Here is a 25,296-nt window from a genome sequence, read left to right as displayed (position 1 = left end):
CCAGGCGTCAGCGTCCGGGCGGCGGTAGGGAGATGCTTCGTCTCACCCTCCGCCGCCTGGCGCAGATGGTGCCCGTCCTGGCAGGGCTCTCGATCCTCCTCTTCGTGTGGGTGAGGGCCCTGCCGGGCGACCCGGCCCGGGCGCTGCTCGGCGAGCGCGCAAACGCGGACAGCCTGCGTCGGGTCACCGAGGCCTACGGCTTCGACGAGCCGGTGCTGCAGCAGTACCTGACGTACCTCAAGAGCCTCCTGCAGGGCGACTTCCTGAACTCCATCCAGACCGGCCAGCCGGTCCTGGACAGCTTCCTGAGCCGCTTCCCCGCGACGATCGAGCTGGCTCTCGCGGCCTTGCTGTTCGCCGTGGTCCTGGGCATCCCGCTCGGCTACCTCGCCGCGCGCCACCAGGGCCGCCTGCTCGACACCTTCGTCGTCTCCGGCTCCCTGCTCGGGGTCACGACCCCGGTCTTCTTCCTGGCGATCCTGCTCAAGCTGGTCTTCGCGGACTGGCTGGGCTGGTTCCCGACCGCGCTGCGACAGGACCCGCGCATGGACTCCACCGACGTGACCGGCTTCGCGGTGCTCGACGGCCTCCTGACCCAGGAGTGGGACGCCTCGTGGGACGCCGTGATCCACCTGGCGCTGCCGGCCGTCGCGCTGGGCACCATCCCGCTGGCGATCATCGTGCGCATCACCCGCGCCTCCGTCGCCGACGTCATGCAGGAGGACTACGTGCGCACCGCCGAGAGCAAGGGCCTGGCCCGCAGCGTCATCTCGCGCCGTCACGTCCTGCGCAACGCGATGCTGCCGGTGGCGACCACGATCGGCCTCCAGACCGGGCTGCTGTTCTCCGGTGCGGTGCTCACCGAGACCGTCTTCAGCTTCAACGGCATCGGGTCCTACCTGTTCCTGGCGATCACCAACCGTGACTACCCGGTCCTGCAGGGCTACATCATCTTCATCGCGATCATCTACTCGCTGATCAACCTCGCCGTCGACCTGCTCTACGGCGTCATCGACCCGAGGCTGAGGGTCGCATGAGCATCCCGCTGATGCCGGCCGCGCCGGGTCCGGCCAGCCTGGACCCGGCCACGGGCGGCGATCCGGAGGAGCACGGGGTGAGCCTGTGGCGCGGGGCGATGCGTCGGCTGCGCCGCAACCCCTCGGCCATCCTCGGCGCCCTGATCGTGCTGGCGTTCGTGGTCATCGCGATCATCGCCCCGCTGCTGACGTCCTACGAGCCGGCGTCGCCGGAGTGGGCCGGCCAGATCACCCCCAGCAAGGTGCCTGGCCCCAGCGACGAGCACTTCCTCGGCCTGGACTCCTTCGGCTCGGACATGTGGACCCAGATGCTCTACGGGGCCCGGCAGTCGCTCATCTACGGCGTCGTCTCCACCGCCATCGGCCTGGCCGTGGGCGCGACGCTCGGGCTTCTGGCCGGCGGCTTCGGCAGCGTCGGCGGCCGGTTCGGCCGCTGGGTGGACACCGCCATCATGCGGCTGGTCGACATCATGCTCTCGATCCCGAGCCTGCTCCTGGCCGTCAGCATCGCGGCGATCCTGGGCAAGAACGCCTACGCGATCATGATCGCCATCGGCGTCGTGCAGGTGCCGATCTTCGCGCGGCTGCTGCGCGGGTCGATGCTGTCTCAGGGCCGCTCGGACTACGTGCTGGCCGCCTCGTCGCTGGGCCTGCGCAAGCGGCGCATCGTGATGAGCCACATCCTGCCCAACTCGCTGGGGCCCACGATCGTCCAGGCCACCCTCAACCTCGCCACGGCGATCATCGAGGTCGCCGCCCTGTCCTTCCTCGGGCTGGGCGAGGCCGATCCGGCCGTGGCGGAGTGGGGCCGCATGCTGGTCGCCGCGCAGGACCGCTTCCAGGCGGACCCGCGACTCGCCATCTACCCGGGCGTCGCCATCGCCATCACCGCACTCGGCTTCACGCTCTTCGGCGAAGCGCTGCGCGAGGCCCTCGACCCCCGAACTCGAAGGTGACGGCATGACCATGTCCCTGCACGACACCGTCAGCGCCCACCCGGGCCGCCAGCCACTGCTCACCGTGCGCGACCTCCGGGTGGAGTTCGGGCTGCGCGGACAACGTCGTACCAGCGCCGTGGACGGGGTCTCCTTCGACATCCGGCCCGGCGAGCACGTCGGCCTGGTGGGGGAGTCGGGCAGCGGCAAGTCCGTGACGTCGCTCGCGATCATGGGACTGCTCCCGCGGCGCGGCGTGCGCACGTCGGGGGAGATCCGCTACGGCGACGTCGACCTGATGTCGCTGTCGCGCAACGAGATGAGCCAGCTGCGCGGGCGCGACATCGCGATGGTCTTCCAGGACCCGATGACCTCGCTGAACCCGGTGGTCACGGTCGGGGTCCAGATCGCCGAGGTGATCAGCCGCCACAACGAGGTCTCCCGCAAGGAGGCCCGGGACCGCGCCGGCGACCTCCTGCGCAAGGTCGGGATCCCCGACCCCGTGCGGCGGCTCAAGGAGTACCCCCACCAGCTCTCGGGCGGGATGCGGCAGCGGGTGCTGATCGCCATCGCGTTGGCGTGCCAGCCCCGGCTGCTGATCGCCGACGAGCCGACCACGGCCCTCGACGTCACGATCCAGGCCCAGGTGCTCGAGGTGCTCAAGGAGCTCGTGGCCGACACCGGCGCGGCGCTGCTGATGATCACCCACGACCTCGGCGTCGTCGCCGGCCTGTGCGACCGCGTCAACGTGATGTACGCCGGCCGCATCGTCGAGTCGACCACCCGCGACGTGCTCTTCGAGGAGCCGCGTCATCCCTACACCGGGGGCCTGCTCGGCAGCATCCCGCGGCTGGACTCGCCGCGAGGGGAGCCGCTGACGGCCATCCCCGGCTCGCCGACCAACGTCCTGCCGTGGCCGCAGGGCTGTGCGTTCGCACCGCGCTGCCAGAACGTCCTCGAGGTGTGCACCACGCAGACACCCGAGCTGACCGACGAGGGGGTGCGCCACGTGCGGTGCCACAACCCCTTGGACCCATCCCGCCCGGCGAGAGGTGAGACGCGATGAGCGAGATCCCCGGCGCGGTGGCGCAGGAGATGCCGGAGGATCTGCCGCCGACCGAGCGGTCAGAGCCGCTGGTGCGCATCGAGGGACTCAAGGTCCACTTCCCGATCCGCAGCGGGGCCCTGCTGGGCCGCCGGGTGGGCGCCGTCAAGGCCGTGGACGGCGTCGACCTCTCGATCCCCGCCGGCCGCACGCTGGGCCTGGTCGGCGAGTCGGGCTGCGGCAAGTCGACGCTGGGCAAGGCGGTGCTCAGGCTGGCGCCGGTGACCGAGGGCCGGGTCATCTACGACGGCACCGACGTCGCGGCCCTGCCACGCGAGAGCCTGCGCCGCATGCGCCAGCACATGCAGATGGTCTTCCAGGACCCGCTGGCCAGCCTCAACCCCCGCCAGAGCGTCGAGACCATCCTCACCGAGCCCCTGCGCGCGCACGGGATCGCCTACGACCGCCGCGACCGGGTCCGCGAGCTGCTGGACCAGGTGGGCCTGCCCGCGTCGGCCGCGCTGAAGTACCCCCACGAGTTCTCCGGCGGGCAGCGGCAGCGCATCGGCATCGCCCGCGCGATCGCCCTCGAGCCGCGCTTCGTGATCGCCGACGAGCCGGTCTCCGCGCTCGACGTCTCGATCCAGGCGCAGGTGCTCAACCTGCTCGGGGAGCTGCAGGAGCGGCTCAACCTGACCTACCTGGTGATCGCCCACGACCTCGCCGTCGTCCGGCACGTCTCCGACGAGGTCGCGGTCATGTACCTCGGCGGGATCGTGGAGCAGGCCTCGAGCGACGACCTGTACGCCGAGCCGCTGCATCCCTACACCAAGGCCCTGATGTCGGCCGTCCCCGTGCCCGACCCGAAGATCGAGGCACGCCGCGAGCGGATCGTCCTGGCCGGCGACCTGCCGTCGCCGTCGGCACCGCCCCCGGGCTGCCGCTTCCACACCCGCTGCCCGTTTCGGCAGGAGACCCGCTGCGACACCGAGCGGCCCGAGCTGCGGCTGCTCGGCGGTGCGGGCCACCTGGTGGCCTGCCACTACGCCGAGGACATCCGCGACGGGCGGATCAAGCCGCACGAGGTCACGGCGGAGTCCGTGGCGGCGGCCGAGGCCGAGCTGTCCGCCTAGCGCGCGTCCTGGGCGGGGTCGCGGCCCTCATCGGGGGTGAGCGGTGGGGGAGTGCCGCCCCACTCCGGGCAGATGGCCTGGTGCGCGCACCAGTCACACAGCCGGCTGCGGCGCGGCTGCCAGTCGCGGGTAGCGGTGGCGTGGCGGATCGCCTGCCACACCGCCTCGACCTTGCGCTCGGTGGCGAGCAGGTCGCGCTCGTCGGGGACGTAGCGCAGGATCTCGCCGTTGCCGAGATAGATCAGCTGCAGCATCGCCGGCACCACGCCGCGGGTGCGCCAGATGACGAGGGCGTAGAACCTCATCTGGAACAGGGCCTTGGCCTCGAAGTCCTCGGTCGGCGAGCGCCCTGTCTTGTAGTCGACCACCCGGATCGCGCCGTCGGGGGCGACGTCGATGCGGTCCACGAAGCCGCGCAGCAGCAGCTTGGAGTCGAGCAGCGCCTCGACGTACAGCTCGCGCTCGGCGGGCTCGAGGCGCTGGGGGTCCTCGAGGGAGAAGTAGCGGTCGAGGACGGTGCGGCACGAGGTCAGCCAGGCGGCGACGTCGGGGCCCTCGGTGCCGAACATCTCGGCCACGCCGGGCTCGGCGTCGAGCAGCTCGTCCCAGGCCGGCATGAGCAGTCCGCGCGCGCGCTCCGGGGTGCGCTCGAGCGCCGGCAGGTCGAAGAGGTTCTCCAGGACTCGATGGACCACCGTGCCGCGCACGGCGTCGGCCGAGTAGGGCTCGGGGAGCCGGTCGATGGTGCGGTAGCGGTAGAGCAGGGGGCAGGTCAGGAAGTCGCCGGCGCGGCTGGGGGAGAGCGCGCCGAGCACCTCCACCCCGTCCACGGGGGTCGAGACCCGCTGCGCCGGGGAGGCGTCCGCCGCTTGATGGACCGTCATCGTGACCTCACGCCCTCGACCTTAGGCGAGGTCGCCGACAGCCCGCGGGAGGGCGACGCCGCACGCTGACGGCGAACGCGGGTCGGCTAGGTTCGAGGTGTGTCCGACCCCGTCCCGCGCCCTGCTCCCCGGCCCCCCGGGACCTTCAAGCTGGGCACGATCGCGGGCAGCGAGGTCCTCGTGTCCTCGTCGTGGTTCCTCATTGCCGGGCTGATCGCCGTCCTGATGGCCCCGCAGGTCGAGGTGGTGCAACCAGGCCTGGGCGCCGGGAAGTACGTCGCCGGCCTCGCGTTCGCGGTGATCCTCTACGGGTCGGTCCTGCTCCACGAGGCCTCGCACGCGCTCATGGCGCGGCGCTACGGCTTCGCGGTGCAGTCGATCACGCTGCACTTCCTCGGCGGGATGACCTCGATCGAGGGCGAGGCCCGCACGCCGCGCCAGGAGTTCTGGATCGCCGTCGTGGGGCCGTTGACCTCGCTGGCGGTCGGCGCCGTCGGGGTGGGCCTGTGGTTCGTCACCCCCGATGGCCTGCTGCTGATGGCCGTGCAGGGCCTCGCCGGCGCGAACCTGCTCGTCGGGGTCCTCAACCTGGTGCCGGGACTGCCGCTGGACGGAGGCCGGGTGCTCAAGGCCGCCGTGTGGCGCGTCACCGGAAACGTGCACCGCGGCACCCTCGCGGCAGGCTGGGGCGGCCGGATCACGGCCGGGTTGGTCCTGCTGTGGCCGCTCTTCCAGGAGCAGGCACTGGGGCGGCCCCCCGACGTCATCGACTTCGTGCTCGCGATCGTCATCGCCTCCTTCCTGTGGTCGGGAGCCACCGCGGCGATGGCCTCGGCCCGGCTGCGTGCGCGACTGCCCGAGCTGCGCGCCCGCGACCTCGCCCGCCGTACCCTCGCCGTGCCCGACGACCTGCCGTTGGCCGAGGCGGTGCGGCGCGCCCAGGAGGCGGAGGCGGGCAGCATCGTCACCGTCACCACCGGGGGGCGACCGGTCGGCGTGGTCAACGAGGCCGCGCTCCTGGCCACGCCGCCGGAGCGGCGTCCCTGGGTCGCGGTGTCCACCGTCGCGCGCACCCTCGACGAGGGGCTGCGGCTCCCGGTCGGCATCGACGGCGAGGAGCTGGTCATGGCGATCAACCGGACCCCCGCGGCGGAGTACGTGCTCGTCGAGGAGGACGGGAGCGTGTACGGCGTGCTGTCCACCGCCGACGTCGACCGAGCGTTTCGCCAGTGAGCGCCTGCCCCCAGTAAGGTTCCGCGGTGTCCTCGACCCAACCGCACGACGACGATGTTGCCCCCCAGGCCTGGTCGGGAGTCCACCGCGGGCCCCTGCGCGAGGGCGAGTGGGTGCGGCTCGTCGACGCCAAGGGGCGCAAGCACAACATCTGCCTCGAGGCCGGCAAGACCTTCCACACCAACCGCGGCGGGATGTCCCACGACGACCTGATCGGGCGCGAGGAGGGCTTCACGATCACCTCGACGTCGGGTGGCGAGTACCTCGTCTTCCGGCCGCTGCTCTCGGAGTTCGTGGTGTCGATGCCTCGTGGGGCCGCGGTCGTGTACCCCAAGGACGCCGCCCAGATCGTGGCGATGGCCGACATCTTCCCCGGAGCCGACGTGGTGGAGGCCGGGGTCGGCTCCGGTGCCCTCACCTGCTCGCTGCTGCGGGCGGTCGGCCCGTTCGGGCGGGTGACGTCCTACGAACGTCGTGAGGAGTTCGCCGAGGTCGCGCGCAAGAACGTGACCCAGTTCTTCGGCGCGCCCGACGGCGAGACCCACCCGGCCTGGTCGCTGCGGCTGGGCGACCTCGCCGAGGAGCTGCCGGCGAGCGGCGAGCGCTACGACCGGGTCATCCTCGACATGCTCGCGCCGTGGGAGTGCCTCGACGCCACCGCCGACGCGCTGCGGCCCGGTGGGATCGTGTGCGCGTACGTCGCCACCACCACCCAGCTGTCGCGCTTCATGGAGACGGTGCGGCTGCACGGCGGCTTCACCGAGCCGCAGGCGTGGGAGTCGCTGGTGCGCGACTGGCACGTCGAGGGGCTCGCCGTACGTCCCGGTCACAAGATGATCGGGCACACGGCTTTCCTGGTGACCGCTCGTCGCATGGCGCCCGGCCAGAGGGCTCCGCTCAAGCGCCGCCGTCCCGCCCCGGGCGCCTACGGTCCCGACTACACCGGGCCGCGCGCCGAGGTCGTCGAGGACGGGTCCGGCGAGGCGGTCGGGGAGGCCGGGGAGGCGGTCGGGGAGGCTGGGGGCGAGTGAGACCGTTCCTGCTGCTCTCCATCCGCGCCGAGGAGGCGGCGGCACGGGAGGAGTACGACGCGTTCTGCCGCTTCCTGGAGGTCTCGCCTGCTGAGCTGCACACCCGATCCCTGGCTTCCGGCCCCCTGGGGGACGTGGTGCTCGAGGACTGGTCCGGGATCCTGCTCGGCGGCGGCGCGTTCACCGTGTCGGACCCCGAGCGGGTCAAGTCGGCGGCCCAGCGGCACGCAGAGGCCGACCTGGGGGCGCTGCTCGACAGGGTGGTCGCGGCCGACTTCCCCTTCCTGGGCGCCTGCTACGGGATCGGTACGCTGGGCACCCACCAGGGCGGGGTGGTCGACACCAGCCACCCCGAGCCCGTGGGCCCCCTGTCGGTGACGCTCACGGACGCCGGCCTCGCGGACCCGCTGTTCGCCGACGTCCCGCGCTCCTTCACGGCGTACGGCGGTCACAAGGAGGCGATCTCGCTGCTGCCCGCCCACGCCACGCTGTTGGCGACGGCCGCGGCGTGCCCGGTCCAGGCCTTCCGGGTGGGTGAGCACGTCTACGCCACCCAGTTCCACCCCGAGCTCGACCTGCCCGGCCTGCTGACCCGGATCTCGGTCTACGCGACGCACGGCTACTTCGACCCCGCCGACGCCGACCGCCTGCGCGACACCGCCCGCGCCGTCGCCGTCACCCATCCCGGCACCCTCCTGCGCAACTTCGCCCGCCGTTACGCCCGCTGACCCCCGCGGGCGGACGCCGTCCACCCGTGGTTTGGTCACAAACCGCAAAGCGCAGGCCCGCCGACGTGCGGTTTGTGACCAAACCACGGGACGTCCGGTGACCGACCCTGTCCCAAATCGTGACCAACACCGTGGCTCACAGACTTCCGTTGGTGTGATGCCCGGGTAGGGTCGCACGTACAGGAGGTGGGCCTCATGTCGATGTCAGATGGTGTGTCCAGCAGCGGTAGCGGGCGGAGTCCCGACGAGCTCGAGAGCCAGGTGCGCTTCCTCGAGTCCGAGGTGACCGACCTGCGCCGCCGGCTCAACGAGGTGCCGACGCACTCGCATGGGGTGGAGATGCGGCTGGCAGACGCCCAGCGCTCGCTGTCGGCGGTCACGTCTCAGAACGAGCGCCTCGCGGAGACGCTGCGCGAGGCGCGCGACCAGATCATGAAGCTGAAGGAAGAGGTCGACCGGCTCGCCCAGCCGCCCGCGGGCTTCGGCACCTTCCTGGCTCGCAACGAGGACGACTCCGTGGACGTCTTCACCGGCGGGCGCAAGCTGCGGGTCAACGTCAGCCCGTCGGTGCAGCTCGATGACCTGCGTCGCGGCCAGGAGGTCATGCTCAACGAGGCCCTGAACGTCGTCGCCGCCTTCGACTACGAAGAGGTCGGCGAGGTGGTGATGTTCAAGGAGCTGCTCGCCGACGGCGAACGCGCCCTGGTGATCGCCAACGCCGACGAGGAGCGCGTCGTACGCCTGGCGCAGCCGCTGCTCAGCGACACGATCCGGGCCGGCGACTCGCTTCTGCTCGACTCGCGCGCGGGCTACGTCTACGAGAAGGTACCGAAGTCCGAGGTCGAGGAGCTCGTCCTCGAAGAGGTGCCGGACATCGACTACGAGTCCATCGGAGGCCTGTTCGGTCAGATCGAGCAGATCCGCGACGCCGTGGAGCTGCCCTACCTGCACCCCGAGCTGTTCCTCGAGCACGAGTTGAAGCCGCCCAAGGGGGTTCTGCTTTACGGGCCTCCGGGCTGCGGCAAGACGCTCATCGCCAAGGCCGTGGCCAACTCGCTGGCCAAGAAGGTGGCGGCCAAGACCGGCCAGGAGGGGAAGTCGTACTTCCTCAACATCAAGGGCCCCGAGCTTCTCAACAAGTACGTCGGCGAGACCGAGCGTCACATCCGCCTGGTGTTCCAGCGTGCGCGGGAGAAGGCCAGCGAAGGCACCCCCGTCATCGTCTTCTTCGACGAGATGGACTCGCTCTTCCGCACCCGTGGCTCCGGCGTCTCCTCCGACGTCGAGAACACGATCGTGCCGCAGCTGCTCAGTGAGATCGACGGTGTCGAACTACTCGAGAACGTGCTGGTCATCGGGGCGTCCAACCGCGAGGACATGATCGATCCGGCGATCCTGCGACCGGGCCGGCTGGACGTGAAGATCAAGATCGAGCGCCCCGACGCCGAGGCCGCCCGCGACATCTTCTCGAAGTACCTCACCCCCAGCCTGCCGCTGCATGCGGATGACCTGGAGGAGTTCGGCGGCAACCGGAACGCCTGCGTCGCGGGGATGATCCGGGCCACGGTGGAGCGGATGTACACCGAGACCGAGGAGAACCGGTTCCTCGAGGTCACCTATGCCAACGGCGACAAGGAGGTCCTGTACTTCAAGGACTTCAACTCCGGCGCCATGATCCAGAACATCGTTGACCGGGCCAAGAAGATGGCGATCAAGGACCTCCTCGACCACCAGCAGCGCGGTCTGCGCGTCTCGCACCTGCTGCAGGCGTGCGTCGACGAGTTCAAGGAGAACGAGGACCTCCCCAACACCACCAACCCCGACGACTGGGCCCGCATCTCCGGCAAGAAGGGCGAGCGGATCGTCTTCATCCGCACCCTCGTCACCGGCAAGCAGGGCACCGAGCCCGGACGTTCCATCGACACCGTCGCCAACACCGGGCAGTACCTGTAGCCCGGCCCATCTGCGCGTGGTTTGGTCACAAACCGCAGGCATCGGCCGGCGCTGCCTGCGCTTTGTGACCAAACCACAACGGATGCATCAGGGCTCGGTGTCTGCAGGTTGCCGTGGTTTGGTCACAAACCGTGGGCGAACGCAGCCGAGATGTGCGGTTTGTGACCAAACCACGAAGAGGGAACAGCCCCCGCTCAGCGCGTACGGAGGCAGGGAGCCAGGTTGAGACCACTGCCGAAGCCCAGTTCGGGGCACCACGCCGTTCGAGTCGGCACCGGCACGGTCGCGGCGGGGCCTATGCTCCTCCCCGCGCAGCGACGCCTCCACGAGACTGGGGACCACACCCTCCTTCGACACCTCATCTCGACGGCCCCACCGGCGCGTCGGAGCGGACCGGTGCGGCCCGCGGTGTGCTACTCATGGCTTCTGCGTCGTCCACCGCGGACGGCCCGCACCCCCGGAGCCACCCATGATCAAGATCCTCGTCATCATCGTCGTCGTCCTCGTCATCATCTACCTCGCTCAGATGGTGCTCCGCAAGCGCTGAGAACGGGCGCTGGCGGGCCGCGTAGGCTCGTTCCATGAGCGTACGGCGGGTCATGGGGACGGAGGTCGAGTACGGCATCTCGGTGCAGGGGCAGCCCCTGGCCAATCCGATGGTGGCGTCCTCGCAGGTGGTGAACGCCTACGCGTCGGCGACCGTACGGGCCAGGCGCGCTCGCTGGGACTTCGAGGAGGAGTCCCCGCTGCGCGACGCACGCGGGTTCGACATGGCGCGCCAGGTCGCCGACCCCTCGCAGCTGACCGATGAGGACATGGGGTTGGCGAACGTCATCCTCACCAACGGGGCCCGGCTGTACGTCGACCACGCCCACCCGGAGTACTCCACGCCCGAGGTGACCAACCCGCTCGACATCGTCCGTTGGGACAAGGCGGGGGAGCAGGTGATGCTCGACGCCCAGCGGCGGGCCGGGGCCCTGCCCAACGGCGCCCCCATCGCGCTGTACAAGAACAACACCGACAACAAGGGCGCCTCCTACGGTGCCCACGAGAACTACCTGATGCGGCGCTCGACGCCGTTCGGCGACATCGTGCGCCACCTCACGCCGTTCTTCGTCAGCCGGCAGGTGGTCTGCGGCGCCGGCCGGGTCGGCATCGGCCAGGACGGGCGGGAGCACGGCTTCCAGGTCAGCCAGCGCGCCGACTTCTTCGAGGTCGAAGTGGGCCTCGAGACCACGCTGAAGCGCCCGATCATCAACACCCGCGACGAGCCGCACGCGGACCCGGAGAAGTACCGACGCCTACACGTGATCATCGGCGACGCGAACCTCTCCGAGGTGTCGACGTACCTCAAGGTCGGCACCACCTCGCTGGTCCTGGCGATGATCGAGGACCGCTTCATCGGTCCGGACCTCACCGTGGACGGCGCCGTTGCCGCGCTGCGCTCGGTCTCACACGACCCCACGCTCCGCCAGACGCTGACGCTCACGGATGGCCGCACCATCACCGCAGTGCAGCTGCAGCTGGAGTACCTGGACCTGGCCAAGAAGTACGTCGAAGACCGTCTGGGAGCCGACGCGGACGCCCAGACCATCGACGTGCTCGCCCGCTGGGAGTCGGTGCTCGACCGGCTGGAGCGGGACCCGATGCTGTGCGCCACCGAGCTGGACTGGGTCGCCAAGCTCAAGCTGCTCGAGCAGTACCGCGAACGCGACGGGCTGGACTGGGACGACGCCAAGCTGGCGCTGATCGACCTGCAGTACTCCGACATCCGCCCGGACAAGGGGCTCTACAACCGCCTGGCCGCTTCGGGGCGGATGGAGCGCCTTCTGGACGAGGAGAGCGTCGTTCGAGCCATGCACGACCCTCCCGAGGACACGCGGGCCTACTTCCGCGGTCGGTGCCTGGAGCAGTACGCCGACCACGTGGCCGCGGCGTCCTGGGACTCCGTCATCTTCGATCTTCCCGGCCGCGAGTCCCTCCAGCGCGTGCCCACCATCGACCCCCTCCGGGGCAGCCGCGCCCACGTCGGGGAGCTCCTGGACCGGTGCGAGACGGCCGAGCAGCTGTTCGCTGTGCTCACGCGCTGAGCCGGCGGGGATGCGGTTTGGTCACAAACCGCGCCATCCGGCCGCCGGAGCCTGCGGTTTGTGACCAAACCGCGAAGTCGCTGGCGCTACTGGATAAGGTCGAGTCATGGCCCAGGAGCAGAAGCAACCGCGCAAGGCATCGGAGACCGAGGAGACGACGGAGGTCGCCCCGGAGACCGACGTGGCCGAGCGCAAGGAAGCGCTCGACGACGACGTGGACGCCATCCTCGACGAGATCGACGAGGTACTGGAGTCCAACGCCGAAGACTTCGTGAAGTCGTTCATCCAGAAGGGCGGCCAGTGAACGACCCGCGCCTACCGGCCTCCTACCTCCAGCCCGGCATCTCGTCGTTCAGCGACTTCCTCGCAGCAGAGTCGCCCGACCTGCTGCCGAGCCGCCGTGCGCTGCCCCAGGGCCAGGCCGGTGAGCTGGCTCCTCACGGGACCACCATCGTCGCCGCAACGTTCCCTGGCGGCGTGGTCATGGCCGGGGACCGCCGCGCCACGATGGGCAACATCATCGCTCAGCGAGACATCGAGAAGGTCTTCCCAGCTGACGAGTTCTCCGCCGTGGGCATTGCTGGGACCGCCGGTCTCGCGGTTGAGATGGTGCGCCTGTTCCAGACCGAGCTCGAGCACTACGAGAAGATCGAGGGCACCACGCTGTCGATGGACGGCAAGGCCAACCGTCTCGCTGCCCTGATCCGGGCCAACCTCGGCATGGCCATGCAGGGGCTGGCCGTCGTACCGCTGTTCGCCGGGTTCGACCTGCGGCACAGCCAGGGCCGGATCTTCAGCTACGACGTGACCGGCGGACGCTACGAGGAGACCGCCTTCTACTCGGTGGGCTCGGGCTCCTTGTTCGCCAAGGGGTCGCTGAAGAAGCTCTATCGCGAGGACCTCGACGAGACGGGGTGCGTGACCGCGGTGATCCAGGCCCTGTACGACGCCGCCGACGACGACTCCGCCACCGGTGGCCCCGACATGGCGCGGAGGATCTTCCCCGTCGTGCGGGTGATCACCGCTGATGGGGGTCGCCGCCTGCTCGACGACGACGTGGCGGAGATCGCCGACCGTGTCATCGCCGGCCGCATGATCCGGCCCGATGGGCCGGGCGCACCGTTGACCGGCGGTACGACGGGAGGCCAGCGATGAGCATGCCCTTCTACGTCTCGCCCGAGCAGCTGATGAAGGACCGGGCGGACTTCGCCCGCAAGGGCATCGCCCGCGGGCGCTCCGTCGTGACGGTGCAGTACGCCGAGGGCATCATGTTCGCCTCCGAGAACCCCTCGCAGGCACTGCACAAGGTCTCGGAGATCTACGACCGCATCGCGTTCGCCGCGGTGGGTCGCTACAACGAGTTCGAGAACCTGCGCATCGCCGGCGTCCGCCTTGCGGACATGCGCGGGTACGCCTACGACCGTCGCGACGTCACCGGTCGCGGCCTCGCCAACGCCTACGCCCAGACCCTCGGGACAATCTTCTCCAGCGGCGGCGAGAAGCCCTACGAGGTGGAGATCTTCGTGGCCGAAGTCGGCGACACCGCCGCCGACGACCAGATCTTCCGGCTCACCTATGACGGACAGGTCGCCGACGAGCAGGGCTTCGCCGTCATGGGCGGCGCCTCCGATGTGGTGGCGGCATACATCCGGGAGCACTACGTCACCGACTCGAGCCTGGAGGACGTGGTTCGGCTGGCGGTCGCTGCCCTGGGACACACGGCCGACCAGGACCGGGTCATCGACGTCGAGGACCTCGAGGTCGCGATCTTGGACCGCACCAGGACGCAGCCCCGCAAGTTCGTGCGGCTCGCGCCCGGGCGCCTCCAGGGGCTCCTCGGCGAGCGCGGGCCCTCCTCTCCCGAGGTGCCCTCCCCGGAGGACACCCAGGCGGGGTCGGCACCGAGCGACGCCAGCCCCGACAACCCGGCCGACCCCACCGACCAGTCGAGCGGCCACGTCGCTCCGTTGGAGGATCCGCTCACCGGTGAGCCCGCCAGGGGAGGCAGGGCCGACCAGGACCCGGAGCCGCCCGTCGCGCCCCCCGCGCCGGGGTCCGGTTCGCCGCTCTGACGTCGTGCCGTGGCCTCGCCTCACGGTTTGGTCACCAACCGCAGCTGGGGGCGCCGCCATCCCGGGGTTTGTGACCAAACCACGAGGTGGTGCCCCGCGCCGTCACCCGCTCAGGCGTTCGTCCACAGGCGGTGGCGACGCGAGTTTCAGCCGGGCTCGAAGGACTCAGGCTGGAGGGTATGTCGGGGAAGCAGGCGAGCGGCGCGGCGGTGGAGCAGGCGGCGGCGGCGGCCATCAAGGCCGCAGGTGCGTCGAGGGGCGAGGTGCGGCTGGCCGGGATGCGCCGGGTCAGCCACGGCCTGCAGCGACCGAGCACCGACAGCGACGCCTGGACGGAGCTCCTGCGCGACCTGGCCGCCTGGCTCTTGGTGCTGCCCGCAGGAGCGGTCCTCACTCACCTGACGGGGGCAATGCTTCGCGGGTGGGAGCTGCCGCGTCTGCCCGATGACCTACCCGTGTTCGCCGCGGTGCGCACGGGGCAACGCCGTCCTCGCCGACCGGGGCTCTTGTGTGCACGGCTGGTGGGGGAGTCGCACGCCGAGGTGAGGCACGGGCTCCCGGTGGACGGCGCGGAGGAGATCCTGCTCCGGGCCGCCCGCGACTTGGGCGTCCTGGACCTGGTCATCATGATCAACTCGGCCTTGCGCCTCGGCGACATAGACCCGGACCGCATGGAGGCTCTCCTCCGCAGCCGTCGCCCGGGCGTACGCCAGCTGCGCACGGCCTGGTTGCTGGCCGACCGCAGGGCGGAGTCGGCCGGGGAGACGGTCCTGCATCTCTTTCACCGGGCGATCGGGGTGCCCGTCGAGCCGCAGGTCCGGATCACGGACGAGTCGGGTCGGTTCCTGGGGCGCGTCGACCTGCTCGTCTCGGGCACGCGGCTGGTGCACGAGTACGACGGTGAGCACCACCGCGGCAAGGTCCAGCAGCGCACCGATCTGAGGCGCGAGCGCGGGCTCTCGCCGACGTACACGCGCCGAGGCTTCACCCTCGACGACCTGCTGAATCACCCAGCGGCGACCATGCACGAGATCGACCGCACGCTGGGACGCGCACACCAGAGCTCACGGCTGACCAGGTGGCGCGTCCTGGTCGAGAACTCGATGTACTCCGCGTCGTGTCGAAGACGACTGCTGCTGCGCTGGCAGCGCGCGACCGGCGTGATCGACTGGTCCCGGGTCGCCTGAGGCGTCGCCGAGATCGTGGTTTGGTCACAAACCGCGACCGCGCCGCACCGAGAACGTGCGGACGCGTGCGCAGGGGCACCGTAGGGTTTAGGTGTGGACCGGCGGATCTTCGGCATCGAGAACGAGTACGGCGTCACGTGCACGTTCAAGGGTCAGCGACGCCTCAGCCCGGACGAGGTAGCCCGGTACCTGTTCCGCAAGGTCGTGAGCTGGGGCCGCTCGAGCAACGTATTCCTGCGCAACGGGGCGCGCCTGTACCTCGATGTCGGGAGCCACCCGGAGTACGCGACACCGGAGTGCGACGACATCGCCGAGCTCGTCACCCACGACAAGGCGGGGGAACGGGTCCTGGAGGGGCTGCTGCTCGACGCCGAGCAGCGGCTGCACGACGAGGGCATTCAGGGTGAGATCTACCTGTTCAAGAACAACACCGACTCCGCCGGCAACTCCTACGGCTGCCACGAGAACTACCTGGTCGGGCGCGCCGGTGAGTTCAGCCGACTGGCCGACATCCTGATCCCGTTCCTCGTGACACGCCAGATCGTCGTCGGCGCGGGCAAGATCACCCAGACGCCGCGCGGCGCGTCGTACTCGATCTCCCAGCGTGCCGAGCACATCTGGGAGGGCGTCAGCAGCGCCACCACCCGCAGCCGTCCCATCATCAACACCCGCGACGAGCCGCACGCGGACGCCGAGAAGTACCGGCGACTGCACGTGATCGTCGGCGACTCCAACATGAGCGAGACCACGACGATGCTGAAGGTCGCCACCTGCGACCTCGTCCTGCGCATGATCGAGGAGGGCGTGGTCATGCGCGACCTCACGATGGAGAACCCGATCCGCGCCATCCGTGAGATCTCCCACGACGTGACCGGTCGCCGGAAGGTCCGCTTGGCCAACGGCCGGGAGGCGAGCGCCCTGGAGATCCAGGGGGAGTACCTCTCCAAGGCGCGCGACTTCGTGGATCGTCGCCAGATCAGCACCCCCCTGATCGAGCGCGCGCTCGACCTGTGGGAGCGGGGTCTCAAGGCGGTCGAGTCCGACGACCTGGGGCTGGTCGACCGGGAGATCGACTGGGTCATCAAGTGGAAGCTCATCGAGCGCTACCGCGCCAAGCACGGGCTCCCTCTCGGCCACCCCAGGATCGCCCAGCTGGACCTGGCCTACCACGACATCCATCGTGGCCGCGGGCTCTACTACCTGCTGGAGAAGCGCGGCGCCGTCGCCCGGGTCTCCACCGACCTGCGCATCTTCGAGGCCAAGTCGGTCCCACCGCAGACCACCCGCGCTCGGCTGCGCGGCGACTTCATCCGCAAGGCCCAGGAGCGGCGGCGTGACTTCACCGTCGACTGGGTGCACCTCAAGCTCAACGACCAGGCCCAGCGCACCGTGCTGTGCAAGGACCCCTTCCGCGCCTACGACGAGCGGGTGCAGCGGCTGATCGACGGCATGTGAGCCGGTCCGCCCACCTGTGGTTTGGTCACAAACCGCATCACGTGATGGCTGCGGCCTGCGGTTTGTGACCAAACCCCGCCCCGGACCGACCCCGGGCCTTGGGGTTCTCTCAGCCGCGGCTTGTAGGGTGACCGCGCTGTCATGCTCCGCTCCAGAAGGTGAATCTCTTGCTCTCACGTCGTCGTCGTGCCGCGGCCCTGGCCGTGTCCGCGCTCCTGCTGCCCATCCTCGCCGCGTGTGGTGATGACTCCGCGGAGGAAGCTGATGGGCTCGAGGGGCTCGCCGCGGTGGAGATCTCCGGCGAGTACGGCGAGGAGCCCAAGGTGACCTGGAAGGACAAGCTGGTTGCCGACGAGGTCGAGATCGAGGTCCTCAGCGAGGGCGACGGCGCCGAGGTCGCCGAGGGCGACGAGGTGTCGGTCAACTACTGGGTCGGCAACGGCTTCACCCAGCAGAAGACGTACAGCACCTACGACAGCGGCGCGCCGGAGACGGTGCCGGTGTCCGACGAGGTCACCGCCGCGTTCAAGGACGCTCTCCTCGGCCAGACCATCGGCTCCCGCGTGGCCGTGACGTCGTCGGCGAAGGACGCCTTCGGCGACATGGGCAACCCCGGCCTGGGCATCGGCAACAAGGACACCGTGCTGCTCATCCTCGACCTGATGAAGCCGCCGCGGACGCCGGTGCTCAAGGACGTCCCGGCGCGCCGCCAGCCCTCGCTCGTCGAGAAGGACGGCAAACCGACCGGGTTCGACTTCTCCGGCATCGAGAAGCCGTCCACCGACGGCAACCTGCTGCGCACCGTCGTCAAGCAGGGCACCGGCAAGCCGGTCACCCAGGACATGGAGCTGACCGTCAACTACCTGGGCTCGGTCTACGAAGGCGCCGAGCCGTTCGACCAGAGCTTCTCCGCCGAGCCGGCGAAGTTCAAGCTCACCCAGGTCATCCCGGGCTGGACCCAGGGCCTGGACGGGGTCAAGGTCGGCAGCCGGGTGCTGCTCACGATCCCGCCGAGCCTGGGCTACGGCAACGCCGCGGACAAGGAGACCATCCCGCCCAACAGCACCCTGTACTTCGTGGTCGACATCATCTCGGCCAAGTAGCCTGCCGGTCGTGAACGAGCGCAAGAGCGAGCGACTGCTCAACCTGCTCATCATGCTGCTCGTCCAGCGCCACTTCGTGCCCAAGGAGCGCATCCGCAGCCTGCTCTACCCCGACTCCAGCACGGATGCCTTCGAGAAGATGTTCGAGCGCGACAAGGAGGAGCTGCGCAGCCTCGGGGTGCCCATCGAGGTCGGCCAGATGGACGCGTTCTTCGCCGACGAGCCCGGCTACCGCATCCGCCCCGATGAGTTCGCGCTGCCCGACATCGACCTCGAGCCCGACGAGGCCGCGATCATCGGCCTGGCCACCAAGGTGTGGGAGCACGCTCGGCTCGCCGAGGCCACCACCGACGTCGTGCGCAAGCTCACTGCCCTCGGCGTGCCGCTCGACGTGTCCGCGCTCGACATCGTGCAGCCTCGGCTGAGCGCGGACGAGCCGTCGTTCGACGTGTTCTTCGAGGCGGTGCAGGAGCGCAGCGCCGTCGAGTTCGACTACGTACGGTCCGGCCAGAGCGAGGTCAGCCGGCGACGCCTGCACCCCTGGGGCGTCGCGCGCTACGCCGGTCGGTGGTACGTCGTCGGGCACGACCTCGACCGGGACGCCGAGCGTCTGTTCCGGCTCTCCCGGGTGCGGGGGAGCGCTCGCAAGGTCGGTCCCGCCGGCGCCTACGAGGTCCCGCCCGGCACCGACGTCAGCGAGGTCGCGCGCCGACTGGCCCCGGCACCGCGCCACGAGCGCGCGGTCGTCCTCGCCCGCGCCGGTGCCGGCCTGCCGCTGCGGCGGGAGGCCGATGAGGTGACCCCGGGCGTCACCGGACCCGACGACCGCACCTCGTGGGACCGCCTGGTCCTCACCCGCACCGCGACCGGGCTGGCCGACGAGCTGCTCGGCTACGGTGCCGACGTGTACGTCGAGGAGCCGGCCGAGCTGCGCGACGCGGTCGTGTCGCGCCTGAGCGCAGTGGGGGGAGCCGCGTGAGCATCACCCCCTCCGGCGCCAAGGACCAGGTCGCCCGGCTGCTCACGCTGGTGCCGTTCCTGCACACCCACGGGCAGGTCCGCATCGACACCGCGGCGGCGGCGCTCGGGGTCCCCGAGGAGCAGCTGGTCAAGGACCTGAAGGTGCTGCTCATGTGCGGGCTGCCGGGCGGCTACCCCGACGACCTCATCGACGTCGACCTCGACGCCCTCGAGGCAGGGGTCATCCGGGTCTCCAACGCCGACTACCTCGCCCGCCCGCTTCGCCTCACCCCCACCGAGGCGAGCGCGATCATCGTGGCGCTGCGCGCGCTGCGCAGCGGCGCCAAGGACGAGACCCGGGAGGTCGTCGACCGCGCCCTGGCCAAGCTCGAGGCGGCCGCCGCCGAGGGCTCCGCGGCCCCGCAGATCGACCCGGGCGTCAACGCCGCCGACGCCGACCAGGCGCTGCTCGCCGTACGGCTGCGCGACGCAGCCGGCCGCGGCCGCCAGATCCGCCTGACCTACTACGTGCCGGCCCGCGACGAGGAGTCCGTGCGCGTAGTGGACCCGCACGGCGTCATCACCCACCGCGGCCTCGCCTACCTCGACGCCTGGTGCCACAGCGCTGAGGCCCCGCGGCTGTTCCGCCTGGACCGGATCGCACAGGCCGAGACCCTCGAGACGCCGGTCTCCCGGCCGGACACCGAGCCCCGGGATCTGGGCGACGGGCTGTTCACCTCCTCCTCCGACACCACGCCGGTGACGCTGCGACTGCGGCCCGAGGCGCACTGGGTGACCGAGTACTACCCGATGGAGGCGGTGCGTCCCCAGGGCGACGGCAGCCTCGAGGTGGACCTCCAGGTGGCCGACCAGCGGTGGCTGACCCGGCTGCTGCTGCGCCTGGCCCCGCACGCGGACGTCGTCGCCCCCGCGGCGTACGGCGAGGCGTTCCGGGCGGCGGCCGGCGACGCCCTCCGCCTGTACCGGCCACCCCCGGCGTAGGCTAGTGACGCACGCCCCCGACGTAATGAGGTCCCGATGCCCTACCCGCTGATTGGCATGCCGAATGGAGCCGAGTGGCTCGTCATCCTGGCCATCGTCATCCTGGTCTTCGGTGCGGCCAAGCTCCCCGCCCTGGCCCGCAGCACCGGGCAGTCGCTGCGCATCTTCAAGGCCGAGACCAAGGGCCTGCGCGAGGACGACGAGAAGGACCCCACCACGCCGCCGGTGACCCCGTCGGCCGAGCTGCCTCCCGTCCCACCCCCCGTCGGCCCCCAGGTCTCCCAGCCGCAGCCGCCCACCGAGCAGCAGTCCGACACCCGCAACAGCTGACCGCACCGCGGCCTGAGAGCATCACCGCGTGTCCATCTCCGGCGTCGTCCAGTGGTTCGTGGGCAAGCCGGTCCACCCGGTCGGTCCCGACGGTCGGATGGCCCTGTCCGACCACCTGCGGGAGCTGCGCGCGCGCATCCTGAAGATGACGGTGGTCGTCCTGCTCGGCCTCGCCGTCGCCCTGGTCTACTTCGACCCGCTGTTCGAGCTGGTCTACGACCCCTACCTGCAGGCCCAGAAGTCCCTGCCCAACGGGGCCACCGAGGCCACGACCAACGGCGCGGGCGGCGGCCTGATGCTCTACCTCAAGCTCTGCGGCCTCGCGGCCGTCGTCGCCACCAGCCCGTTCTGGCTGTACCAGATCTGGGCGTTCATCCTGCCCGGGCTGCACGACAAGGAGAAGCGCTGGTCGCGGATCTTCGCGGCCATCGCCGGGCCGCTGTTCATCGCCGGCGTGCTGCTCGGCTACGTCACGTTGCCCAAGGGCCTGGAGATCCTGATCGGCTTCACCCCGGACGGGCTGACCAACCTGGTCGAGTTCAACGAGTACCTCACGTTCTTCAGCCGGACGCTGCTGGTGTTCGGCATCGCCTTCGAGATCCCGCTGTTCGTGGTGCTGCTCAACCTCGCCGGCGTCGTGACCGGCAAGGGGCTGGGTGCCCACCGGCCCTGGATCATCGTCGGGGTGTTCGTGTTCGCGGCGGTGGCCACCCCGTCGGCCGACCCCTTCACGATGACGTTCATGGCGGTCCCGATGGTGCTGCTGTTCCTCCTCGCCGAGCAGATCGCCCGCTACAACGACCGGCGCCGCGCCAGGAGCGACCCCAACTCCGGGTTGTCGCCCGACGAGGCCTCGGTCCTGTGAGCGCCGCCGTCACCGTCCTCGACGTCGACCCCTTCGACCTGCCCGACTGGCTGGGGGAGCGGGAGGTCACCTGGTCCTCCGACTCCGGGCTGCGCACCGGGCACCTCGTCGCCGGGCGACTGACCGGCAGCGGCCCCGAGGCGGCTCCCGTGCTCCCCTGCGACCTGCTCGCGGTCGACGAGGCCTACCCCGAGCCGGTCACCGACGCGCCGTTGCGCTCGCGCACCCACCAGGCCTGGCGCCACGGGCAGCTGCACCTGGCGACGTACGACGGCCGCCTGACGCTGCTGGTGCCCGGCACCGGCTTCGACGCCGACCTCGTCCTCGAGGCGCTGGCGCGGCTGGCGATGGCGGTCGGAGCATCGCCGGAGCGCTACGCCGTGCACCTGCGGATCGGCCACCGGTAGGCATGCGCACCCACTAGGCTCCGTGGGTGGCCGACACCCGGGTGATCGCGCTCCTGACCAACCCCACCTCCGGCAGGGGCAAGGGAGCGCGGCACGGCGCCGTGGCACTCGAGCGGCTCCGCAGCCGCGGCCACGACGTCCGGGCGGCGCAGGGGCGCGACGCCGACGAGGGCCTCGACCTGGCCCACTCGCTGGTCGCCGAGGGCGTCGACGCGCTGGTCGTGGTGGGCGGGGACGGCATGGCGAACCTCGGGATCCAGGCGGTCGTCGGCACCGACACCCCGCTCGGGATCATCCCCGCCGGGACCGGCAACGACGTGGCCCGCTACGTCGACCTGCCCGCCGACCCGCTCGCCGCGGCCGACCGGGTCCTGACCGGCCGCACCACCACGATGGACCTGGCGCTGTGCCAGGGGCGCTACTACGTCACCGTCATGGCCGCGGGGTTCGACGCGGTGGTCAACGAGCGCGCCAACAGCATGACCTGGCCGAAGGGGCAGCTGCGCTACCACCTGGCCACCCTCGCGGAGCTGCGTACCTTCCGGCCGCTCGACTACACGATCGACCTGGACGGCACGGTCCTGCGACTGCCCGCCATGCTGGTGGCGATCGGCAACGGCCCGTCGTTCGGCGGGGGCCTGCGGATCGCCGAGGGCGCCCGGCTCGACGACGACCTGCTCGACGTGATCGTCATCAAGCCGATCAGCAGGCGGGACCTGGTCCGCACCTACCCCAGGCTCTTCACCGGCACCCACATGAGCCATCCGCAGTACGAGCGGCACCGGGCCCGCAGGGTCACGGTTGCGGCACCTGGCATCGTGGGGTACGCCGACGGCGAGCGGTTCGGTCCGCTGCCCCTCACCATCGAAAGCGTCCCAGGAGCACTGAGCCTGCTGTCATGACCACCTCCGACCACTCGCGCACCCAGTCCGCGGCCGAGCCCGGCCCCGCCGAGCGCTACGCGGCCCAGCGCAAGGACCGCCGCCACCCCGTGCTGCGCGACTTCGCGGCCCACTACGACTTCCCGCTCGACGACTTCCAGGACCGCGCCTGTCGCGAGATCGAGGACGGGCGCGGCGTCCTGGTCGCCGCGCCGACCGGGTCGGGCAAGACGATCGTCGGCGAGTTCGCGATCCACCTGGCGCTGGCCACGGGTCGCAAGGCGTTCTACACCACCCCGATCAAGGCGCTGTCGAACCAGAAGTACCACGACCTGGTGGCGCGCTACGGCGCCGAGCAGGTCGGCCTGCTCACCGGCGACAACACGATCAACGGCGAGGCGCCGATCGTGGTGATGACCACCGAGGTGCTGCGCAACATGCTGTACGCCGGCTCCCGGACGCTGCTGGGCCTCGGCTTCGTGGTGATGGACGAGGTCCACTACCTCGCCGACCGCTCCCGCGGCGCCGTCTGGGAGGAGGTGATCATCCACCTGCCCGAGTCCGTGGCGCTGGTCTCCCTGTCCGCGACGGTGTCCAACGCGGAGGAGTTCGGCGAGTGGCTCGCGACCGTGCGCGGGGAGACGACCACCATCGTCGAGGAGCGCCGCCCGGTGCCGCTGTACCAGCACGTGATGGTGGGCCGGCGGCTGCTGGACCTGTTCGCCTCCTCGGACGTCGACGCGGCGGCCGGCTTCGTCAAGGAGGGGGCCCCGGTCAACGACGAGCTCAACCGGATCGCCCGGGACGACTGGGCGTCCTCGCGGATGAAGGACCGCCGTACTCCGCGCGGACGGGGCGGCCGCACCGGCGGGCCCCGGCAGGTCGGCAACGGACGCCGGGTGTGGATCCCCAGCCGTCCCGACGTCATCGACCGGCTCGACCGCGAGGGGCTGCTCCCGGCGATCGTGTTCATCTTCAGCCGGGTGGGCTGCGACGCCGCGGTGACCCAGTGCCTCAACGCGGGGGTACGCCTGACCACCACCGAGGAGCGCGACCAGATCTTCGCCTTCGTCGAGGCCAGCTGCCGCGACCTGCCCGAGGACGACCTGCACGTCCTGGGCTACCACGACTTCCTCGACGGACTCACCCGCGGCGTGGCCGCCCACCACGCCGGGATGCTGCCGGCGTTCAAGCAGTGCGTCGAGGAGCTCTACGTGCGCGGGCTGTGCAAGGTGGTCTTCGCGACCGAGACCCTGGCACTGGGCATCAACATGCCCGCCCGCACCGTCGTGATCGAGAAGCTCTCGAAGTGGAACGGCGAGACCCACGCCGACATCACGCCGGGGGAGTACACCCAGCTCACCGGTCGCGCCGGCCGCCGCGGCCTGGACGTCGAGGGGCACGGCGTCGTGCTGTGGCAGCCGGGGATGAACCCGCGCGAGCTCGCGGGTCTGGCCTCGACCCGGACCTACCCGCTGCGGTCGTCGTTCCGGCCGTCGTACAACATGGCGGTCAATCTGGTCCACCAGTTCGGCCGCGAGCGCAGCCGGGAGCTGCTGGAGCAGTCGTTCGCGCAGTTCCAGGCCGACAAGGCCGTCGTCGGGTTGGCCCGGCAGCTGCGCAAGGCCGAGGAGGCGCTGGACGGGTACGTCGAGGCGGCGACCTGCCACCTGGGCGACTTCATGGAGTACGCCGGGCTGCGGCGCGCCATCAGCGACGCCGAGAAGAACGCCAGCCGGGCCCGGCGCTCGGACCGGCGCGAGGAGGCGCTCGCCTCGCTCGCGGAGCTCAAGGTGGGCGACGTGATCCAGGTGCCGGCCGGCAAGTTCGCGGGCTTCGCGGTCGTCGTCGACCCCGGCTACTCGCCCGACGGCCCGCGTCCGTACGTCGTCACCGCCGACCGCCAGGCGCGCCGGCTGGCGATGATCGACTTCCCGGTCCCGGTGTCGGCGCTGACCCGGCTCAAGGTGCCCAAGAGCTTCAACCCGCGCAACCCGCAGATGCGCCGCGACCTGGCCTCGGCACTGAGGTCGCGCACCCACGACCTGACCGCGCCGCCGCCGTCCGCGACCGGACGGCGCGCCGGTGGCGGACTGCCGCCGGCGGTGGTCGACGAGATCGACACGCTGCGGGCCGAGCTCAAGGCGCACCCCTGCCACGCCTGTCCCGAGCGCGAGGACCACGCCCGGTGGGCGGAGCGGTGGTTCAAGCTGCACCGCGACGCCGCCACGCTGCGCCGACGCGTCGAGCAGCGCACCAACACCGTCGCGCGCCAGTTCGACCGGGTGTGCGAGGTGCTGACGTCGCTCGGCTACCTCGAGGGGGACGACGTGACGCCCCGCGGCCGGCACCTGCGGCGCCTGTACTCCGACATGGACCTGGTCGCCGCCGAGGCGCTGCGGCGCGGCCTCTGGGACGACCTCTCGCCGTCCCAGCTGGCGGCGGTGCTCTCGACCCTGGTGTTCGAGGCTCGTCGGCCCGACGACGCCAGCGCGCCCCGTCTGCCCGGTGGGGTCGTCAAGGAGGTGGTCGCGGAGATGGTGCGGCTGTGGGCCGAGCTCGACGAGCTCGAGCGCGCCCACAAGCTCGACTTCCTGCGCCAGCCCGACCTCGGCTTCGCCTGGATCGCCTACCGGTGGGCCGAGGGCGACGACCTCGACGAGGTCCTCGGCGGGTCCGAGCTCGCTGCCGGCGACTTCGTGCGGTGGATGAAGCAGCTGCTCGACCTGGCCGGTCAGGTCGCCGACGCCGCCGGTGACTCCCCGCTCCGCGCCACCTCCCGCGACCTCGTCCGCACCCTCCGTCGCGGTGTCGTCGCCTACTCGGGCCTCGCCGAGTGAGGTCGGCCCGCCCCTAGGCGTGCGGTTTGGTCACAAACCGCACGTCCGAGTCTCCGAAGGATGCGGTTTGTGACCAAACCGCGTATGCACGCTCCGACCGTGGTGCGTCGGCCACCGGCGTGCGG

23 protein-coding genes are annotated in these 25,296 nt (G+C 70.8%); 22 read left to right on the top strand and 1 reads right to left on the bottom strand.

The features are described from left to right. The first annotated feature begins 32 nt into the window (after positions 1-32). Genes LQ940_RS10960 through LQ940_RS10945 form a run of 4 tightly spaced genes read left to right on the top strand, consistent with a single transcriptional unit; the run spans position 33 to position 4,150 of the window. Positions 33-1,037: an ABC transporter permease gene (locus tag LQ940_RS10960; RefSeq protein ID WP_231243487.1), complete on the top strand. Its 1,005-nt coding sequence runs from the start codon at positions 33-35 to the stop codon at positions 1,035-1,037. Further along, a complete protein-coding gene (locus LQ940_RS10955) occupies positions 1,034-1,993 on the top strand; it encodes an ABC transporter permease (protein ID WP_231243486.1) in 960 nt (319 codons plus the stop codon). Before LQ940_RS10960 ends, LQ940_RS10955 begins: the two co-directional genes overlap by 4 nt. A 4-nt stretch (positions 1,994-1,997) precedes the next feature. After that, positions 1,998-3,038 carry an ABC transporter ATP-binding protein gene (locus tag LQ940_RS10950; protein ID WP_231243485.1) on the top strand — a complete coding sequence of 347 codons (1,041 nt, stop codon included), beginning with the start codon at positions 1,998-2,000 and terminating at the stop codon, positions 3,036-3,038. Continuing rightward, positions 3,035-4,150 carry an ABC transporter ATP-binding protein gene (locus LQ940_RS10945; protein WP_231243484.1) on the top strand — a complete coding sequence of 372 codons (1,116 nt, stop codon included), beginning with the start codon at positions 3,035-3,037 and terminating at the stop codon, positions 4,148-4,150. The genes LQ940_RS10950 and LQ940_RS10945 overlap by 4 nt, the downstream gene beginning before the upstream one ends. On the opposite strand, the gene LQ940_RS10940 is transcribed toward LQ940_RS10945, so the two are convergent. Beyond that, positions 4,147-5,034 carry a RecB family exonuclease gene (locus LQ940_RS10940; RefSeq protein ID WP_231243483.1) on the bottom strand — a complete coding sequence of 296 codons (888 nt, stop codon included), beginning with the start codon at positions 5,032-5,034 and terminating at the stop codon, positions 4,147-4,149. The genes LQ940_RS10945 and LQ940_RS10940 overlap by 4 nt on opposite strands. A 99-nt stretch (positions 5,035-5,133) precedes the next feature. Here LQ940_RS10940 and LQ940_RS10935 point away from each other — a divergent pair, with 99 nt between their 5' ends. The 18 genes from LQ940_RS10935 to LQ940_RS10850 all read left to right on the top strand — a co-directional run bounded on the left by LQ940_RS10935 (position 5,134) and on the right by LQ940_RS10850 (position 25,171). After that, complete coding sequence (locus LQ940_RS10935) at positions 5,134-6,267, top strand: site-2 protease family protein (RefSeq protein ID WP_231243482.1); 1,134 nt, start codon at positions 5,134-5,136, stop codon at positions 6,265-6,267. Between the two features lie 26 nt (positions 6,268-6,293). Beyond that, entirely contained in the window at positions 6,294-7,298 is a 1,005-nt protein-coding gene (locus LQ940_RS10930) for a tRNA (adenine-N1)-methyltransferase (protein WP_269217203.1), read from the top strand. Further along, on the top strand, positions 7,295-8,026 hold the full coding sequence (locus tag LQ940_RS10925) for a glutamine amidotransferase (RefSeq protein ID WP_231243481.1): 732 nt from the start codon (positions 7,295-7,297) through the stop codon (positions 8,024-8,026). Before LQ940_RS10930 ends, LQ940_RS10925 begins: the two co-directional genes overlap by 4 nt. Before the next feature lie 195 nt (positions 8,027-8,221). After that, entirely contained in the window at positions 8,222-9,979 is a 1,758-nt protein-coding gene (gene arc, locus LQ940_RS10920) for a proteasome ATPase (protein ID WP_231243480.1), read from the top strand. Positions 9,980-10,560: 581 nt separating this feature from the next. Continuing rightward, the gene (gene dop, locus LQ940_RS10915) at positions 10,561-12,069 is read left to right on the top strand and encodes a depupylase/deamidase Dop (protein WP_231243479.1); all 1,509 of its coding nucleotides are present in this window, start codon (positions 10,561-10,563) and stop codon (positions 12,067-12,069) included. A 106-nt stretch (positions 12,070-12,175) separates the two neighbouring features. Next, positions 12,176-12,373 carry a ubiquitin-like protein Pup gene (locus tag LQ940_RS10910; RefSeq protein WP_231243478.1) on the top strand — a complete coding sequence of 66 codons (198 nt, stop codon included), beginning with the start codon at positions 12,176-12,178 and terminating at the stop codon, positions 12,371-12,373. Further along, entirely contained in the window at positions 12,370-13,224 is an 855-nt protein-coding gene (gene prcB, locus LQ940_RS10905; RefSeq protein WP_231243477.1) for a proteasome subunit beta, read from the top strand. The genes LQ940_RS10910 and prcB overlap by 4 nt, the downstream gene beginning before the upstream one ends. Then, the gene (gene prcA, locus LQ940_RS10900; RefSeq protein WP_231243476.1) at positions 13,221-14,141 is read left to right on the top strand and encodes a proteasome subunit alpha; all 921 of its coding nucleotides are present in this window, start codon (positions 13,221-13,223) and stop codon (positions 14,139-14,141) included. The genes prcB and prcA overlap by 4 nt, the downstream gene beginning before the upstream one ends. Before the next feature lie 179 nt (positions 14,142-14,320). Beyond that, positions 14,321-15,328, top strand: a complete 1,008-nt coding sequence (locus LQ940_RS10895) for a hypothetical protein (protein ID WP_231243475.1) — start codon at positions 14,321-14,323, stop codon at positions 15,326-15,328. Positions 15,329-15,421: 93 nt separating this feature from the next. Continuing rightward, the gene (gene pafA / locus LQ940_RS10890) at positions 15,422-16,783 is read left to right on the top strand and encodes a Pup--protein ligase (protein ID WP_231243474.1); all 1,362 of its coding nucleotides are present in this window, start codon (positions 15,422-15,424) and stop codon (positions 16,781-16,783) included. A 167-nt stretch (positions 16,784-16,950) separates the two neighbouring features. Then, the gene (locus LQ940_RS10885; protein WP_231243473.1) at positions 16,951-17,886 is read left to right on the top strand and encodes an FKBP-type peptidyl-prolyl cis-trans isomerase; all 936 of its coding nucleotides are present in this window, start codon (positions 16,951-16,953) and stop codon (positions 17,884-17,886) included. Between the two features lie 10 nt (positions 17,887-17,896). Continuing rightward, positions 17,897-18,865: a helix-turn-helix transcriptional regulator gene (locus LQ940_RS10880; protein WP_231243472.1), complete on the top strand. Its 969-nt coding sequence runs from the start codon at positions 17,897-17,899 to the stop codon at positions 18,863-18,865. Next, positions 18,862-19,848, top strand: a complete 987-nt coding sequence (locus LQ940_RS10875) for a helix-turn-helix transcriptional regulator (protein WP_231243471.1) — start codon at positions 18,862-18,864, stop codon at positions 19,846-19,848. The genes LQ940_RS10880 and LQ940_RS10875 overlap by 4 nt, the downstream gene beginning before the upstream one ends. A 57-nt stretch (positions 19,849-19,905) precedes the next feature. Then, positions 19,906-20,178 (top strand): twin-arginine translocase TatA/TatE family subunit, encoded by a 273-nt coding sequence (tatA, locus tag LQ940_RS10870; protein ID WP_231365021.1) that lies wholly within the window; start codon positions 19,906-19,908, stop codon positions 20,176-20,178. Positions 20,179-20,206: 28 nt separating this feature from the next. After that, positions 20,207-21,043 (top strand): twin-arginine translocase subunit TatC, encoded by an 837-nt coding sequence (tatC, locus tag LQ940_RS10865; protein ID WP_231243469.1) that lies wholly within the window; start codon positions 20,207-20,209, stop codon positions 21,041-21,043. After that, positions 21,040-21,450 (top strand): hypothetical protein, encoded by a 411-nt coding sequence (locus LQ940_RS10860; RefSeq protein WP_231243468.1) that lies wholly within the window; start codon positions 21,040-21,042, stop codon positions 21,448-21,450. The genes tatC and LQ940_RS10860 overlap by 4 nt, the downstream gene beginning before the upstream one ends. A 26-nt stretch (positions 21,451-21,476) precedes the next feature. After that, positions 21,477-22,352: a diacylglycerol/lipid kinase family protein gene (locus tag LQ940_RS10855; protein WP_231243467.1), complete on the top strand. Its 876-nt coding sequence runs from the start codon at positions 21,477-21,479 to the stop codon at positions 22,350-22,352. Next, complete coding sequence (locus tag LQ940_RS10850; protein ID WP_231243466.1) at positions 22,349-25,171, top strand: DEAD/DEAH box helicase; 2,823 nt, start codon at positions 22,349-22,351, stop codon at positions 25,169-25,171. Before LQ940_RS10855 ends, LQ940_RS10850 begins: the two co-directional genes overlap by 4 nt. Positions 25,172-25,296: the final 125 nt, after the last annotated feature.

It is taken from the genome of Nocardioides sp. cx-173 (assembly GCF_021117365.1).
Taxonomy (GTDB): Bacteria; Actinomycetota; Actinomycetes; order Propionibacteriales; family Nocardioidaceae; genus Nocardioides.
This window is presented reverse-complemented; position numbering and strand designations above follow the sequence as displayed.